The organism is Rhizobium sp. 57MFTsu3.2 (assembly GCF_012932765.1).
Lineage (GTDB): Bacteria > Pseudomonadota > Alphaproteobacteria > Rhizobiales > Rhizobiaceae > Rhizobium > Rhizobium altiplani.
In genome coordinates this window covers 140702-155609 of record NZ_JDWI01000003.1, presented here as the reverse complement: position 1 = coordinate 155609, position 14908 = coordinate 140702, and the positions used below count along the sequence as shown (strand labels likewise).

Annotated in this window: 15 protein-coding genes; 8 read left to right on the top strand and 7 right to left on the bottom strand. The window is 61.4% G+C overall.

Annotated features, from left to right (window positions below; genetic code table 11):
* Positions 1-31: 31 nt before the first annotated feature.
* A complete protein-coding gene (locus AF71_RS04910; RefSeq protein WP_169680236.1) occupies positions 32-1639 on the top strand; it encodes a fumarate hydratase in 1608 nt (535 codons plus the stop codon).
* A 6-nt stretch (positions 1640-1645) separates the two neighbouring features.
* Here AF71_RS04910 and AF71_RS04905 read toward each other — a convergent pair whose 3' ends face one another.
* A complete protein-coding gene (locus AF71_RS04905) occupies positions 1646-1861 on the bottom strand; it encodes a hypothetical protein (protein ID WP_037089056.1) in 216 nt (71 codons plus the stop codon).
* A gap of 352 nt (positions 1862-2213) precedes the next feature.
* Here AF71_RS04905 and AF71_RS04900 point away from each other — a divergent pair, with 352 nt between their 5' ends.
* A complete protein-coding gene (locus AF71_RS04900; RefSeq protein WP_025662762.1) occupies positions 2214-3284 on the top strand; it encodes a GGDEF domain-containing protein in 1071 nt (356 codons plus the stop codon).
* Positions 3285-3417: 133 nt separating this feature from the next.
* Here the strand turns inward: AF71_RS04900 and AF71_RS04895 are convergent, their stop codons facing one another.
* Positions 3418-4029, bottom strand: a complete 612-nt coding sequence (locus tag AF71_RS04895) for a pyridoxamine 5'-phosphate oxidase family protein (RefSeq protein WP_169680234.1) — start codon at positions 4027-4029, stop codon at positions 3418-3420.
* 51 nt (positions 4030-4080) lie between these two features.
* A complete protein-coding gene (locus tag AF71_RS04890) occupies positions 4081-5034 on the bottom strand; it encodes an alpha/beta fold hydrolase (RefSeq protein ID WP_169680232.1) in 954 nt (317 codons plus the stop codon).
* A gap of 45 nt (positions 5035-5079) precedes the next feature.
* On the opposite strand from AF71_RS04890, the gene AF71_RS04885 reads away from it, so the two are divergent.
* A complete protein-coding gene (locus AF71_RS04885; protein WP_169680230.1) occupies positions 5080-5547 on the top strand; it encodes a MarR family transcriptional regulator in 468 nt (155 codons plus the stop codon).
* A gap of 2 nt (positions 5548-5549) precedes the next feature.
* On the opposite strand, the gene AF71_RS04880 is transcribed toward AF71_RS04885, so the two are convergent.
* Complete coding sequence (locus AF71_RS04880) at positions 5550-6737, bottom strand: low temperature requirement protein A (protein WP_018854810.1); 1188 nt, start codon at positions 6735-6737, stop codon at positions 5550-5552.
* 27 nt (positions 6738-6764) lie between these two features.
* The gene (locus AF71_RS04875; RefSeq protein WP_018854809.1) at positions 6765-7139 is read right to left on the bottom strand and encodes a DUF971 domain-containing protein; all 375 of its coding nucleotides are present in this window, start codon (positions 7137-7139) and stop codon (positions 6765-6767) included.
* 134 nt (positions 7140-7273) lie between these two features.
* Between AF71_RS04875 and moaA the strand changes: the two genes are divergently transcribed.
* Positions 7274-8320, top strand: a complete 1047-nt coding sequence (gene moaA / locus AF71_RS04870; protein WP_018854808.1) for a GTP 3',8-cyclase MoaA — start codon at positions 7274-7276, stop codon at positions 8318-8320.
* Positions 8321-8341: 21 nt separating this feature from the next.
* Here the strand turns inward: moaA and AF71_RS04865 are convergent, their stop codons facing one another.
* Positions 8342-9112 (bottom strand): SDR family oxidoreductase, encoded by a 771-nt coding sequence (locus AF71_RS04865; protein WP_018854807.1) that lies wholly within the window; start codon positions 9110-9112, stop codon positions 8342-8344.
* A gap of 194 nt (positions 9113-9306) precedes the next feature.
* Between AF71_RS04865 and AF71_RS04860 the strand changes: the two genes are divergently transcribed.
* From AF71_RS04860 to mobB, 3 genes are read left to right on the top strand one after another with little or no spacing between them, the layout of a single operon-like run.
* Positions 9307-10215, top strand: a complete 909-nt coding sequence (locus AF71_RS04860; protein WP_018854806.1) for a DMT family transporter — start codon at positions 9307-9309, stop codon at positions 10213-10215.
* Positions 10216-10222: 7 nt separating this feature from the next.
* Positions 10223-10855: a molybdenum cofactor guanylyltransferase MobA gene (mobA, locus tag AF71_RS04855; protein WP_169680228.1), complete on the top strand. Its 633-nt coding sequence runs from the start codon at positions 10223-10225 to the stop codon at positions 10853-10855.
* Positions 10855-11370, top strand: a complete 516-nt coding sequence (gene mobB / locus AF71_RS04850; RefSeq protein ID WP_018854804.1) for a molybdopterin-guanine dinucleotide biosynthesis protein B — start codon at positions 10855-10857, stop codon at positions 11368-11370. Before mobA ends, mobB begins: the two co-directional genes overlap by 1 nt.
* 97 nt (positions 11371-11467) lie before the next feature.
* On the opposite strand, the gene AF71_RS04845 is transcribed toward mobB, so the two are convergent.
* Positions 11468-13717 carry an OmpA family protein gene (locus tag AF71_RS04845; protein ID WP_169680226.1) on the bottom strand — a complete coding sequence of 750 codons (2250 nt, stop codon included), beginning with the start codon at positions 13715-13717 and terminating at the stop codon, positions 11468-11470.
* 324 nt (positions 13718-14041) lie between these two features.
* Here AF71_RS04845 and AF71_RS04840 point away from each other — a divergent pair, with 324 nt between their 5' ends.
* Positions 14042-14818 (top strand): ABC transporter substrate-binding protein, encoded by a 777-nt coding sequence (locus AF71_RS04840; protein WP_018854802.1) that lies wholly within the window; start codon positions 14042-14044, stop codon positions 14816-14818.
* Positions 14819-14908 lie beyond the last annotated feature (90 nt).

Below are 14908 nucleotides of genomic sequence, written 5' to 3'. Positions count from 1 at the left end.
TGCGATTTCGGTCCGCATGAAAGGTCCCTCGATGGCTGACGATCTTTTCCCCCTCAGCAAAGACTCCACCCAATACCGCAAGATCAGCAGCGACTACGTCTCTGTCGACAGCTTCAAGGGGCAGGATATCCTGACCGTCGAGCCGGAAGGCATCCGCCTCCTTGCCGAAACGGCCTTTGCCGACATCAACCATCTCCTGCGACCCGGCCACCTGAAGCAGCTCGCCTCGATCCTCGAAGACCCGGAGGCGACCGACAACGACCGCTTCGTTGCTTATGACCTGCTGAAGAACGCCAACATCGCCGCAGGCGGCATCTTGCCGATGTGCCAGGACACCGGCACGGCGATCATAATGGGCAAGAAAGGACGCCGCGTCTGGACCGAAGGTGAGGACTACTCGGCTCTCGCCAAGGGCGTCATGGACGCGTACGAGAAGAAGAACCTGCGCTATTCGCAGCTCGCGCCCATCAAGATGTTCGAGGAAAAGAACACCAAGAACAACCTGCCGGCGCAGATCGACATCTACGAGGAAGGCACCGACTCCTACGACTTCCTGTTTGTCGCCAAGGGCGGCGGTTCGGCCAACAAGACCTTCCTCTACCAGGGCACCCCGTCGCTCCTGACGCATGACCGGATGATCGACTTCCTTAAGGAGAAGATCCTTACGCTGGGTACGGCAGCCTGCCCCCCCTACCATCTGGCGATCGTCATCGGCGGCACCTCCGCCGAAATGAACCTGAAGACCGTCAAGCTCGCCTCGACGCGCTACCTCGACGATTTGCCGACCGAAGGTTCCGAGAGCGGCCACGCGTTCCGCGACCTCAAGATGGAGAAGGAAATCCACAAGCTGACGCAGCAGATGGGCGTCGGCGCGCAGTTCGGCGGCAAGTATTTCTGCCACGACGTCCGCGTCATCCGCCTGCCCCGCCACGGCGCATCCCTTCCGATCGGCCTCGGCGTTTCCTGCTCCGCCGACCGCCAGGCGAAGGGCAAGATCACCCGCGACGGCATCTTCGTCGAGCAGCTGGAGACCGATCCCTCCAAATACATGCCTGAGATCGACGAGTCGAAGCTGTCGGACTCGATGGTCCGGATCGATCTCAACCAGCCGATGAGCGCAATCCTGGCCGAACTCAGCAAGCACCCGGTCAAGACCCGCCTGTCGCTGACGGGCACGATCATCGTCGCGCGCGACCTTGCCCACGCCAAGATCCGCGAGCGACTGGAAAAAGGCGAAGGCATGCCGGATTACATGAAGAACCATCCGGTTTACTACGCCGGCCCGGCCAAGACCCCGGCAGGCTACGCCTCAGGCTCTTTCGGCCCGACGACCGCCGGTCGCATGGATTCATATGTCGACCAATTCCAATCCTTCGGCGGCTCCATGGTGATGCTTGCCAAGGGCAACCGCTCCCGCGCCGTGCGCGAAGCCTGTAAGACACATGGCGGCTTCTACCTCGGCTCGATCGGCGGACCGGCTGCCCGCCTCGCGCAGGACTGCATCAAGAAGGTCGAGGTGCTGGAGTATCAGGAACTGGGCATGGAAGCCGTGTGGAAGATAGAGGTCGAAGACTTCCCGGCCTTCATCGTCACCGACGACAAGGGCAACGACTTCTTCCAGGAATTCAACCTCGGCTGATCGACGTCAATGGATTGCCGCGGTCGCCCGATGGTCGACCGTGGCGGTATCGACGCGATTTGCGAGATCAGCAACATTGAGGACCTCCTCCGCCTTCACGCTGGCGAGAATGTCGCTGCGAAATACACCGTCGAAGAAACCATCCTGCTGGATCAGCGCGACGGAGCCTGCAATGACTGCAGCAACAAGGACGATCGGCGAAGTGTGACGAGAGCTTTCCATGATCTCTGCCTTCCGTTGGAGCCACGCGGCTCTTTCGGGGGGGAATGTGCGCCTTCTCGCCGATCCGCAACAGAGCGACCGATCGACACCGACTGTCAGCAAATTTGAAACAATGCAAAAGCAACTGAAACGAGTGGTTGGATTTTTTATTTTGCGCCACTCGCCCATAAGGCGAAATTGCCGCAACCCTTCTGCAGCTTCTCAGATAAAAATCAATACGATAAGCAAATAACGCAGAATAACGGATAAATTTCACATGTAATCATTGGTATATCCTCTCTTAATCATTTCCCAATATTTCTTAGCTATCAAATTAAAGACTGCATTTGACATTCAATTGAGGAGTAGTCGCATGACGACGGCCGCAGCGCCAACGAGGGCGCAGGTTCCCGACGTGGCAGGTCAGATCACGTTCGCCATGCGCTCCATGGGCGTCGCACCGATCCCTCGGAACTACGAACTCTTTTACGAAGCCTATATCGGCTCCAACCCGGCGCTGACACGAGATCTTGCTGCGCTCGGCAGTCAGGCGACGCAGGAGGAACTGGACGCGCTCGGGGCGCAGTATTTTACGCACAGCCCTGCCCGTGTGTTCGACGACGCGCACGGTCGCATTGCCGCCGAGCTCGAGACGCTGCTGCGCGTGCTGCGCCAGGAGCAAATCTCGCTGGAGAGCTACAACAAGCTGCTTGGCGAAACCTACAAGCGGATCAGCTCGAAGAACCATACCAGCGTGGAGCTTATCGAAAACGCCCTCAGCCTGCTCACGCAGGCAACCGGCGACACCATGGCGCACGGCGAACGCACGGTCGAGAACGTCGTCCAGCGATCGCAGGAAATGGATCAGGTCCGAAAGGAGCTTGACGAATACAAGCGTATCGCCAACACGGACTCATTGACACGCCTGTCGAACCGCCGTGCATTCGACGATCGCCTCGCCGCCGTCTACAACAATCCGGCCATGCGGCCCGTCACTGCGCTGGTGCTCGCCGACATCGACAATTTCAAGAAGATCAACGACACCTACGGTCATCCGGTCGGCGACAAGATTCTCGCCACGGTCGCCTCGGTCATCCGCGCCAACGTCCGCCGCGACGTTTTCGTCGCCCGCACCGGCGGCGAGGAGTTCGCCCTCATCATAGAAGGCAATACGGCCGACGAAGTCATGGGGATGGCCGAGCGCATTCGTCGCACGCTGGAAACGACGCCCTTCACCAACTCGCGCACCAGAATAAACTACGGGCCGGTCACGGTATCGGTCGGCGTCTGTATGGCGTCCTACGCGGAAGACGCCGGCGAGCTTTACCACAGGGCCGACGTTGCCCTTTACGGCGCAAAGAATTCCGGCCGCAACTGCAGCGTCCTCTTCGAAGACGGTATGCAGAAGGACTTCACGAAGAGCTGGCTGATCTACAAGGGATAGACCCTGGCAAGCAGCGTCTTCGCCTGCCTGTCGATGAGCTTGATTGCCGCAATCGCCCGTCGCCATCGCAATGGACCGCGATTTGCGCGGCCCTCCTTCCTAAGAGGTGGGCCTGCCAATCCTACGCGGAAGCCTACCACATCGTCCTGGCGGCACGCTCCGGCCATTCGCGGTCATAGGTTTCGTAGTCGAAATCCCCTGTCGCCGCCTTCAGCATCAAACCGGGCGTTGGCAGGCTCTTCGGATCGATGAAGGTTGCCGGATTCCACAGCTCCGAACGGATCAGCGCACGAGCGCATTGGAAATAGACCTCGTCGATCGTAATGGCGATCACCGTACGCGGATGCTTTCCGTCCATCACGAAGCTGGACAGGACTGCCTCGTCGTTCGTCACGACACCACGCCCGTTAATACGCATGGTGGTGTTCGAACCGGGAATGAGGAACATCAGCGCCAGGCGTGGATCCCGCACGATGTTGGAGAGCGAATCCACCCGGTTATTGCCGCGCCAGTCAGGCAGATGCAGCGTCCGGTCGTCGACGATGCGCACGACGCCGCCGATATCACCGCGCGGCGAACAGTCGAGGCCTTCGGGTCCCACCGTCGCGAGTGCCACGAAGGGCGACGCCTCGATCATCTCGCGATAGAGCGGCGTCAGATAGTCCGTCACCTTGGCTACGGATGCCTGCGTCAGCCCGCCAGCGTAGATCGCTGCGAGTTCCTCTACCGTTTCAATGATTTTCATGACTGTCCTGCCGCTTTTTATCGTGGCGGCCTTTAGCTGCCTAACGTGACGTTACAATGACACGCGCCGCGCAGGAAGAGCGAAAAGCGGAATGATCTCAGCATCCTTTCCGGAATCGTCCTCCGCGAGAAAACCCCTAATCGCATCGAGAACCGACCGCGCCGCCACGATGCGACGGTGCCCGAAGCCATTTGCCCAGTGGAGCCGCACGGCATTGCCTGCGGCCGCGTAACGCCGAGCGTGATTGGCACTCACTTCCTTGTCGTCCTCCGCGTGCACGATCATCACTGGCCGCTGGATCGCGCCGGCCGCCCCGCTCGCATCGAACGCCTCCAGTCGCCGACCGGTGACACGGTGCACCTCGTTCTCCAGCGCCTGCTGTGCCGGGCGCCTAAGCCCGATCAGCCTGCCGAAATCCTTGAAGAGCCAGTGCATTTCGCTTGGCGAGCCGATCAGCACCAGCTTTTCCGGAAGCACGGCAGACTCGCCAGGCAACATGCCTGCCGCGGCCACCATCAGCGCGGCGCCGCCAAAGGAGTGGCCGATCGCGGCATCGAACGCACCGAATCGACGCTCGGCCGCGGCGATCGCCTTCACCGCCATGCCCATGTGGAGCATCCTCCCCGCCGCGCGGCCATGACCGGGAAAGTCGACCGCGATCACTTCCGCGCCGGTTGCCGCCAAGGTCGTCGCGATGTCGGCCATGTAGGCACCGCTCGATCCCCAGCCATGGGTCACAAGATAGCGCGGGCGCCGTCCCAAGGCGCCACCGTTCAGCCGATAGGCATGCGCCCGTCCGCCGCCGGCCAGACGAAGCGTGAACCGCTCCGCTCCGGCAAGCTTTGCCGCGCCGGCCGCATGTGCTGCTTTCGCCTTCTCGCCCTTTGGCCTTGTCGAGGGTGTTACGCAGAACAGGCGGAACGCCGCCTTCCCGGCGAGGCGCGGCGAAACCGACTGCAGCAGGGAAAAACCGAGGCGGGTGACCTTCAGCGCAAAGTTTGTCATAGTGGGAATCCAATAATGTTCAACACTGAACAATAAAGTACAACGATGAACAAAAATCAATCCCTGCCCTGGGATCATCCGCGTTTTCGCAGCTGGATCGCTGTTGCCCGCGCCTGCCAACTCATGCAGCAGTCGCTCGGTCGCTCGCTATCCGAACTCGATATCAAGACCCCGCACCTCGATATTCTGATCAATCTCTATCGCTTCGAGGGCATCTCGCAGCAGGAACTCGCCCGCAAGCTGCTGGTCGGTCGCTCGAACATGAGCATGCTCTTGCCGCAGATGGAGAAGCGCGGGCTGATCGAACGGCGCGGCGATGAGAACGACAAGCGCGTACTGCGCCTCTTCCTGACGCCGGAAGGCCGGAATGTCACGGAGAAGGCCATGGTCATCCAGACCGACCTCATCGAGCGGGTGCTTTCGCCCGAGCCGATCGAGCAATGCATGGCGATGGCCGGATCAATGGAACGGATCATCCGGGTCCTGCAGCAAGACCTTGTCGACGAAGACTGATCTCAGTGAACGGTGTGGCCGACCGTTTGCCCCGCAAGGGATTTGTATTCCCACGCGGCCACGATGATCAGCACCAGCATCGCGAGGATACCGGCAAGGTAGACCTCGATGAACGGCGCAATGAAGGCGAGCAGAATCAAGAGCACAAGGCCGGCCAGATGCGACAGCGGCATACGTCCGCTGGTCGCCCCTTTGAACCAGAGATTGCCGGCAAGAAACAGTCCGGAGCCACCGAGTACGGAGGCCATCACGCCTAGATTGCCAGTCTCATGCGGATGCGAGAACATGAACTCGACGGCGACGGCGTGAACGATGATGCCCGCCAGGATCGGGATATGGGCATAGGTGAACGCCAGCCGTGCCAGGCTTCCCGGCGTTTCGTCGTGTTCGATCCGATGCGCCGCCCGCTCGTGGCCGAAGCGGAAATAGAGCCACCACATCGCCACCGTCCCCGCGAATCCAGTCCCGAAGACGACCGCCGTCAATGGCGAAAACGGCATTTCCGAGAAAGTCCGCCCCGACACCAGCACCGCCTCGCCAAGGCAGATGATGACGAAAAGCGCGCAACGCTCGGCCATATGCGCGCCCGACACGTCCCAGTCCGCGGCGGTCGATTTGCCAAGTCCCGGGACGGTAAAGCCGCTCGCCGGAGCGGCATATTCGATAGCAAGGGCGATGAGCCATGCGATCAGTCGCGCCTCGTGTTCCAGAAGGCCGCCGGCGATCCAGAAGACACCGGAAAATATTAGCCAGCTACTGATGCGCACGAAATTCCGATACTTCAAGGCGTCCGACTTGACCGCATAGCACGCAAACAGCGATCGACCGACCTGCATGAGCACGTAGGACCCGGCAAAGAGCAGCCCCTTGTCGCCAAAAGCCTCGGGGATAGACGCGGAAAGAACCAGGCCAAGCAGCATCAAGACGACGAGCATGCCGCGAACCGCCATCTTGTCGGGGTCGAGCCAGTTTGTAACCCAGGTCGTGAATATCCACACCCACCAGACGGCAAAGGTCATCAGGCCGGCTTCAAGAGCGCCGAGCGGCGTATAGTGCGCCGCGAGGGCATGCGAGAGCTGCGAGATCGAGAAGACGAAGACGAGATCGAAAAACAGTTCGAGGAAGCTGACCCTGCTTTCACTCGGACTGCCTTTGGCGCGCAGCCAGTTTCGCTTGCTCGTTCCCGCCATGCATTTCCCCCTTGCGGCAATTGTCGCTTAACGCGGCTTCTCTGAGGTGTCGCGGCTCATGCCCTTTTCGCGCAGCTCTTCTTCATAGGCCGAGAACAGCTCCTCGCCGCGCTCGCCGAGCTCGCGCAGATAGGTCCAGGTATAGATGCCGGTATCATGCATGTCGTCAAAGCCGATGCGCACCGCATAATTGCCGGTCGGCGTCATTGAAATGATCGCGACATTGCGCTTGCCGGGAACGGTGACTTTCTGCCCGGGCCCGTGCCCCTGCACCTCCGCCGATGGCGAAAGCACCCGCAGCATCTCGGCGGAAAGATCGAAACTCTGCTCGTCGTTGAACGTCACGACGAGGTGCTGCCGGTCTTTTGAAACTCTGAGTTCAGTCGGCCAGATATCGGTCATGATCCCATTCCCCTTCAAAATCACGAGTAGGCAATGAGGCTTGCCGAGGCAAGCTCAATTTACCGTGCGTAAGGAGCGTTTCCCTTGACGCGGCAATGGCATATACGCACATTAGTAGCATTGCGGAGGTATTCGTGAACAGCAACGTCGGAACGACAGGCAACGCATCGCCACTGGTTGCAGAGACGAAACCGATGATCGACCCGTTCAAACGGGCCGTGACCTATCTGCGTGTCTCCGTCACCGACCGCTGCGACTTCCGCTGCACCTACTGCATGGCCGAGCACATGACCTTCCTGCCGAAACAGGAGCTGTTGACGCTCGAGGAATTGCACCGGCTCTGTTCCGCCTTTATCGCCAAGGGCGTGCGCAAGCTGAGACTCACCGGCGGCGAGCCGTTGGTGCGCAAGAACATCATGTATCTCGTGCGGGAACTCGGCAAACAGATCGGCTCCGGCCTCGACGAGCTGACCCTGACCACCAACGGCTCGCAGCTTTCCCGCTTTGCCGGCGAGCTCTATGATAGCGGCGTGCGTCGCATCAACGTCTCGCTCGACACGCTTGATCCCGACAAGTTCCGCCAGATCACCCGCTGGGGCGATTTCCACAAGGTGATGGAAGGCATCGAGGCGGCCCAGAAGGCCGGCCTCAAGGTCAAACTGAATGCGGTAGCACTGAAGGACTTCAACGACACCGAAATGCCGGAGATGATCCGCTTCGCGCACGGCCGCGGCATGGATCTCACCGTCATCGAAACCATGCCGATGGGCGAGATCGAGGAAGACCGGACCGACCGCTACCTGCCGCTGTCGAAGCTCAGGGCCGATCTCGAAGAACGATTCACCTTCTCCGACATCGGCTACCGCACCGGCGGTCCGGCACGCTATGTCCAGGTGAAGGAAACCGGCGGCCGGCTCGGCTTCATCACTCCGATGACGCATAATTTCTGCGAGAGCTGCAACCGCGTCCGACTGACCTGCACCGGCACGCTTTACATGTGCCTTGGCCAGAACGACGCCGCGGATCTACGCGCCGCCTTGCGCGCCACCGAGGACGACGGATTGCTCTATGCGGCGATCGACGAGGCCATTTCGCGCAAGCCCAAGGGCCACGACTTCATTATCGACCGCACCCACAATCGCCCTGCCGTTGCCCGCCACATGAGTGTCACGGGTGGGTGACACCCGCGGAGCTAGGGCAGCTTACGTCCGGTTGATCGAAACCCCGCCATCCGCCAGCATTGACGTCCCGGTCACAAAGCTCGCCATATCCGATCCCAGGAACAGTGCGGCCTTGGCGATCTCCTCCGGCCGTGCCAGCCGTTTCAGCGCGTGCAGGCCATGGATGAAGGCGACGAGCTGCATGTCGGGATTCTCGAAATTCGCCGGGTTCAGCGCGGTGTCTGTGCCCCCGGGCAACAGCGCGTTGACGCGGATGTTTTTCGGACCGAGCTCGGCGGCAAGAACCTGCACCAGGCCGGTCAGTCCCGCCTTGCTTGCCGCATAGGCACCCATCCCAGGCATTCCTGCCGTGTGACCGACGAAGGTCGAGGTGAAGACGATCGACCCGCGGCCGCGGGCGATCATTGCTGGCACCTGATATTTCGCTGCCAGAAATGCGCTGGTGAGATTGACCGCCAGCATTTCGTTCCAGCCATCCAGCGACAGGTCAGCCACCGGCGCCGATTCGCCGGCGCTGCCGGCGTTGTTGAAGGCAACATCCAGACCGCCGAAGCGTTCGACCGCCACTTCGACCAGCCGCCAGTTCAAAGCCTCGTCGCGCACGTCGCCGGCAACCGCAACCGCCTCGCCGCCCGCATCTCCGATCTCTTCGACCAGCATGCCAAGCTGAGCCTCGCGTCGCGCCGCGACGACCAGCCGCGCGCCTTCGGCTGCAAAGAGCTTGGCGGCCGCCCGGCCGATGCCGGAGCTCGCGCCGGTTATGATCGCAACCTTGCCATCCAGATATCTCATGTCGGAACCTCCGCTTGTTGTTCGCGGTATCCCAATCCCAGACATCCTGGCGCTCAGCCACCCGTTTCCTGCCCGTGTCGGCGCGCGCCCTATTGTGCACTGCGCAATCGAATTATTTCGGGTGTGTCTTTCGTTCGATACCCATGGCGCCTGGCACGCTCTAAGAACACGTGTACGAGAATCGGAATATCGACATGCCGCGGTCCCGCAACACCCAGGGCGCCATCTACATGAGTTCGGCCATGGCCGGATTTTCCTGCAGCGACGCACTTTCCAAATCAGTTATCGCTTACATGAATGCCGGCCAGATCATGTGTCTGCGCGGCCTCTTCACCAGCATCTTCGTCTACTTCATCGCGCGCCACATGGGTGCCTTGCGATCGTGGCGCATCATCCTCAAGCCCATGATCATCATCCGCGTCATTTGCGAGATATTGGCAGCGGTGACTTACATTACGGCGCTCGGAATGATGCCGATCGCGAACGCATCGGCCATCCTGCAGTCGCTGCCGCTGGTCGTGACCTTCGGTGCGGCGCTATTCTTCCGCGAACCCGTCGGCTGGCGTCGCTGGTCGGCCATTCTCGTCGGCCTGATTGGCGTGCTGATCATCATTCGGCCGGGACCGGACGGTTTCACGGCCGCAGCTCTCCTCTGCGTTGGCAGCGTCCTCACGACGGCCGGCCGCGACCTCGCCACGCGCGGCATCGCCCCCGAGATCCCGTCACTGATGATCACAGTGGTGACGGCCGTCTCGGTAACGGTCGTCGGTGCATTGCTGACGCCGCTGCTGGGAGGATGGGAGCCGGTTAGCGTGACTTCGCTTTCGCACCTGCTGCTCGCCGCCATTCTCGTCCTGGTCGGCTATCAGTCGGTCATCATGGCGATGCGCACCGGTGAAATCTCTTTCGTCGCACCGTTCCGCTACACCAGCCTTATCTTCTCGACATTGCTGGGCTTCGTCTTCTTTGCGGAGTTTCCCGATGTCTGGACGCTCGGCGGTGCGGCTATCGTCATAGCGTCCGGCCTCTACACGTTCTATCGTGAGGCCAAGCGCCATGTACCGCCGGTCGCCCAGGAGTCCGAGCCGAGAACCCCCGTCTGAGGCAACCATGAACGATTTTGTGCTGCATAGATCCAATATTCCGGGTGTGGTCCTGGCGGGAGGACGCTCTTCGCGCATGGGCCGCGACAAAGCCTCCGTGCGGCTCGATGGCCGCACGCTGCTGGAGCGCGTCATCGAACAGCTCGAGCCGCAGGTGAGCACCCTTGCCGTCAACGCCGACGCAACCCCGGAAAATTGCCGGCATCTGTTCATTCCTGATATAGTTCCCGGCAAAGCGGGACCGATGGCCGGCATCCATGCAGCGATGACCTACGGTGCATCGCTTGGGGGTGTCACACACGTGGTCACGGTTTCTGTCGACAGTCCATTCTTTCCGAGCGACCTCGTCGATTGGTTCGCCGGCGTCATCGATTCACCTGGCAAGATTGCCATCGCCGCCTCCGAGGGCCGCAGCCATCCGGTGTTCGGCCTGTGGCCCGTCAGCCTTGCCGATGACCTGGAATCCTGGATCGCAACCGACGAAAAACGCCGTGCGCGCGACTTCCTTCTACGGCATGACGTTACGGAAGTTGCCTTCCCGCTGCGCCCGACGCGGGCGAGCCTCCTCGATCCGTTTTTCAACGTCAACACGCCGGACGATCTCGCCGAGGCGGAGCGCTGGCTCAAGGTCATGGCATGATGGAGAAACCGAAGGTCTTTGGCATCGCCGGCTGGAAGAACTCGGGCAAGACCGGTTTGGCGGTCCGCCTCGTCGAGGAATTCACCCGCCGCGGCTACCGCATTTCCACCATCAAGCATGCCCATCATGACTTTGACATCGACAAGGTCGGTGCCGATAGCTACCGCCACCGACAGGCCGGCGCTCACGAAGTGACCATCGTCTCCGGAACGCGTTATGCCATCATGCACGAATTGCGCGGCGCCCCAGAGCCGACATTCGACGAAATTCTTGCCCGCATCGCGCCCTGCGACCTTGTCTTGATCGAGGGCTACAAGCGCGAACCGATCCCGAAGATCGAGGCGCGGCGGCTCGAATCCGCCAACCAGGAACCCCTCGCCCCGACGGATCCCCACATCGTTGCCATCGCGGCCGATCACCCGATCGCCGAAGGCTTTCTGCCGGTATTCAACCTCGATGACACCCAGGCAATCGCAGACTTCATTTCCGGAATAGTGGAGCTGCCTGCAAAGTAGGAAACGTTACGACCTAGAAGCTGGTGCGCTCGCGCCAGAACCGCAGAGCGCGCAAACGAAAGCCGCCGGTCTCCCGACGGCTTCCGATCAGTTTCGATTATCGGCTCGCGGAGGCGACCGGGCGTACCAGCGCCGTCACGCGACGGATGGTGACGCGGCGGTTCTCCTGGTTCGGCCCCTGCGTGTTGACCTTGAGGTAACGTTCGCCGTAGCCCTGCGTCGCCAGGTTTTCGGGCGGGATGCCGTAAACGTCGGTCATCACATTCGCCACCGATTCCGCGCGTTGGTCCGAGAGGACGAGGTTGCTCTGGTCGGAGCCGACCGCGTCCGTATGGCCTTCGATCAGAAAGGTTTCCGACGGATCCTTCCGCAACACCTCGTTGATCGCATCGGCGACCTTGCGCAGGCTGCGCGCCTGGCTCATCGGGATCTCGGCACTCCCCGTCGCAAAGGTGATCGTATCGAGATCGATACGGCGAACCTTGTCGCGGATACGCGCCGAATACTTCACCTCATCCAGCGAATAGACACGCTCCACGGGCTCCACCGGCGGCTCGCGCAGGAAGTCGTAGTAGTCGCGATCGTCGTCGCTGCTCGTGTCCATGATGTAGTCACCGAGCGGAATACGCAGGCGCATCGGCGGCAGGTCGCGGCCCGGATCTTCGAAGTAGCCGCGGTCCGGATCTTCGTAGAGACCAGGCGAATAGTAGAGCACGGACTCGCGCCCGCCATTGTCGATGCGCGACCGCTGGATGATGTCACCATAGCGGTTGCGGATCGTCACGATCTGATAGCCGTCACGGTCGATCGTCTCACGGTAACGGTCCCGCGGCAGCTGCTCGTAGGTCGGCCGCTCGCCGTCACGCAGGAAGCGCCGGTCGTCATCGCCGCGAACGATCGTCTGGTTGTTGATCTGGATGATCACACGATTGTCGTCACCACGCTCGCCGAAGCGCGCGCCTTCCGGCCGCTCGAACTGCGGACGCCTGTCGAGACGCCGACCCTGTTCGCTGGTCACGGCTTCGATCTTGATCGGAGCAGCCTTGGCGCCCTCGGTTATGATCTGGGCCTCGGCGTCGGTTTTCGGAACCCGGAAATTCTGCTCCTGGCCGCGTTGCCTGTCGCGGTCACGACGGGACTGGATGCCCCCCGAGCGGTCGGCGTCCTTGTCGCTGTCGAGAACGGCGGCACCGTTTTCAACCGGCAGAACGACGGTTTCCGTGCTCTTGCTCGGGTCCGCGGCAATCTCCTTGCGGCGCTCGAGTTCCTTGGGCGTGATTTTCTCCGGAGCCGGGATAACCTGCTCGGCTTGGCCCACTGCCGGCTGATCGGTCGGCTGCGCCGGAACCTGTTCACCCTGCTGCTGAGCCGGTGCTTGCTCGCCCTGCTGAGGTGCTGGAACCTGTTCGCCCTGCTTCAGGATCGGCTGCGTGCCGCCAGGCTGGGCCTCCGTCGCCGGCTCCTGCGCGGGAACGGGCGGCTTCTCGGCCGTCGGCGCCTCTACTGGAGCAGGCGCCTGTTCCGCGGCTGGCGCCTGCGCTTCAGCGGCAGGCTTCTTGCGCGGCTTCACCGGCTGCTCAGAGCTTTCGGTCGCCTGCTGCTTGCCTGCCTTCCTCGTGGGCTGCGGCGCTTCGCCCTGCGGCTGAGCCTGCTCCTGCTGCGGGGCGACCTGCTCGGTCTGCGGCTGCGGCGCGGCCTCCTGCTGAGGTTGCTGCTTGTCGCGCTTGTTGCGACGCGGCTTTTCCTGGCTTTCGACAGGCTGCTGTTCCTGGGCCGCCGGGGCTATCTGCTCCTGCGGAGCCGCGGGCTCAACCTGCTCAGCGGCCGGCTGCCGCTTCTTGCGCGGCTTTTCGACAGGGGCTGCTTCCTGCAACTGCTGTTCCTGGGCCGGCGCTATCTGCTCCTGCGGAGCCGCAGGCTCTGCCTGCTCGGCGGCCGGCTTCCGCTTCTTGCGCGGCTTTTCGGCGGGGGCTGCCTCCTGCAACTGCTGCAGCTGCTGTTCGACGACAGGCTCCTGCTGTGGCGCGGGCTGTGCCTCTGCTGCCGGCTCACGCTGCTTGCGTGGCTTTTCGGCAGGCGCATCCTGCGATTGCTGTGGCTGCTCCTGCTGGGCGGCCGGCGCCTGTTCTTCACCGCCGCCGCCGTGCTGCTTGTGGTGCTTCTTCAGAATCTCTTCATCGGAGGGCGCATCCTGCGCAACCTCGAAGCTGCCCGCGACCGCTTGCGGTGCTGTCTGAACCTGTTCAACGCTGGCAACTGCGGCAAAGGATTGCACTGGAGGCATCACAAGCGACAGCGACAACAGCGGAAAGGCGGCACTTGCAAACAATCTGGATTTCATTCCCATAAAGGGGCTCCTCGTTGACTTCATTTTCTTGGGACGCGGTCGTGGCCACGTCCGATTTTGGGGCACCCATCCGCGGCGAAAACCGCGCGGGGACTGCATTTGTTCCACGAGTCTTAGGAACTGCAGCATTAACCCGGTATGAATGTGGCAGTGCGGCATTGTTCATCTTCGACATAGTTGATCGTTCGCCACACCCCTGCGATTCCAGTTGCAATTCCGCCGAAAAAGGTTTGAGTATCGCGCCAAGGCCGTGCCTTGCACCGCCCTGCTCAGCCGCCGTCCAAAAGAAGAACACGAGCGGCAGCACCAACAGAGAGGACTAACATGCGTATCTCCACCCGTATTCTTGCCGCCGCTTCCGTCGCCGCGATGTCTCTTTTCGCAGGCGCCGCCATGGCTGATGGCGAGAAGTATGTCATCGGAACAGACTCGACCTACCCGCCCTTCGAATACGTTGACGCCAGCGGCCAGTTCCTCGGCTTCGACATGGACATCGCCCGCGCGCTCTGCGCCGAGATGAAGGCCGACTGCACCATCGTCAGCAGCGACTGGGACGGCATCATTCCCGCCCTGCAGGCCAAGAAGTTCGACATGATCATCTCGTCCATGTCGATCACGCCGGAGCGTTCGAAACTCGTAGACTTCACCAACAAGTACTACAACACCCCGCCGGCAATCGCCGTACCGAAGGATTCGACCGTCACCGACGTGGCCGGCCTGAAGGGCAAGACGATCGGCGCGCAGACCTCCACCACTCACTCGAACTACGCTGAAAAGCACCTGCCGGATACCGAGCTGAAGCTCTACCCGACGGCAGACGAGTACAAGCTCGACATCACGAATGGGCGCGTCGACGCCGTAATCGACGACATCGTCGTGCTGTCGCAGTGGGTCAAGTCGGATGCCGGCGCATGCTGCAAGATCCTGACGCCACTGCCGGTCGACAAGGAAATCAACGGCGTTGGTGCAGGCATTGCCGTCCGCAAGGGCGACGACGCGCTGCGCGAAAAGCTGAACACCGCGATCGCCGCGATCCGCACCAGCGGTGAATACAAGAAGATCCAGGACAAGTACTTCGACTTCAACGTTTACGGCGAATAAGAAAAGCTGTAGGTCGCTGATAAAGCTGATGGCGGAAGGCTTGCTCTTCCGCCATTTTTGTTTGACAACGATAGAAAGATCAAAGCGGTA

Excerpts from the sequence above, each read along its gene's own strand:
- AF71_RS04910 (WP_169680236.1), top strand. The coding sequence starts at position 32 with ATGGCTGACGATCTTTTCCCCCTCAGCAAAGACTCCACCCAATACCGC.
- AF71_RS04905 (WP_037089056.1), bottom strand. The coding sequence starts at position 1,861 with ATGGAAAGCTCTCGTCACACTTCGCCGATCGTCCTTGTTGCTGCAGTC.
- AF71_RS04900 (WP_025662762.1), top strand. The coding sequence starts at position 2,214 with ATGACGACGGCCGCAGCGCCAACGAGGGCGCAGGTTCCCGACGTGGCA.
- AF71_RS04895 (WP_169680234.1), bottom strand. The coding sequence starts at position 4,029 with ATGAAAATCATTGAAACGGTAGAGGAACTCGCAGCGATCTACGCTGGC.
- AF71_RS04890 (WP_169680232.1), bottom strand. The coding sequence starts at position 5,034 with ATGACAAACTTTGCGCTGAAGGTCACCCGCCTCGGTTTTTCCCTGCTG.
- AF71_RS04885 (WP_169680230.1), top strand. The coding sequence starts at position 5,080 with ATGAACAAAAATCAATCCCTGCCCTGGGATCATCCGCGTTTTCGCAGC.
- AF71_RS04880 (WP_018854810.1), bottom strand. The coding sequence starts at position 6,737 with ATGGCGGGAACGAGCAAGCGAAACTGGCTGCGCGCCAAAGGCAGTCCG.
- AF71_RS04875 (WP_018854809.1), bottom strand. The coding sequence starts at position 7,139 with ATGACCGATATCTGGCCGACTGAACTCAGAGTTTCAAAAGACCGGCAG.
- AF71_RS04865 (WP_018854807.1), bottom strand. The coding sequence starts at position 9,112 with ATGAGATATCTGGATGGCAAGGTTGCGATCATAACCGGCGCGAGCTCC.
- AF71_RS04860 (WP_018854806.1), top strand. The coding sequence starts at position 9,307 with ATGCCGCGGTCCCGCAACACCCAGGGCGCCATCTACATGAGTTCGGCC.
- mobA (WP_169680228.1), top strand. The coding sequence starts at position 10,223 with ATGAACGATTTTGTGCTGCATAGATCCAATATTCCGGGTGTGGTCCTG.
- mobB (WP_018854804.1), top strand. The coding sequence starts at position 10,855 with ATGGAGAAACCGAAGGTCTTTGGCATCGCCGGCTGGAAGAACTCGGGC.
- AF71_RS04845 (WP_169680226.1), bottom strand. The coding sequence starts at position 13,717 with ATGGGAATGAAATCCAGATTGTTTGCAAGTGCCGCCTTTCCGCTGTTG.
- AF71_RS04840 (WP_018854802.1), top strand. The coding sequence starts at position 14,042 with ATGCGTATCTCCACCCGTATTCTTGCCGCCGCTTCCGTCGCCGCGATG.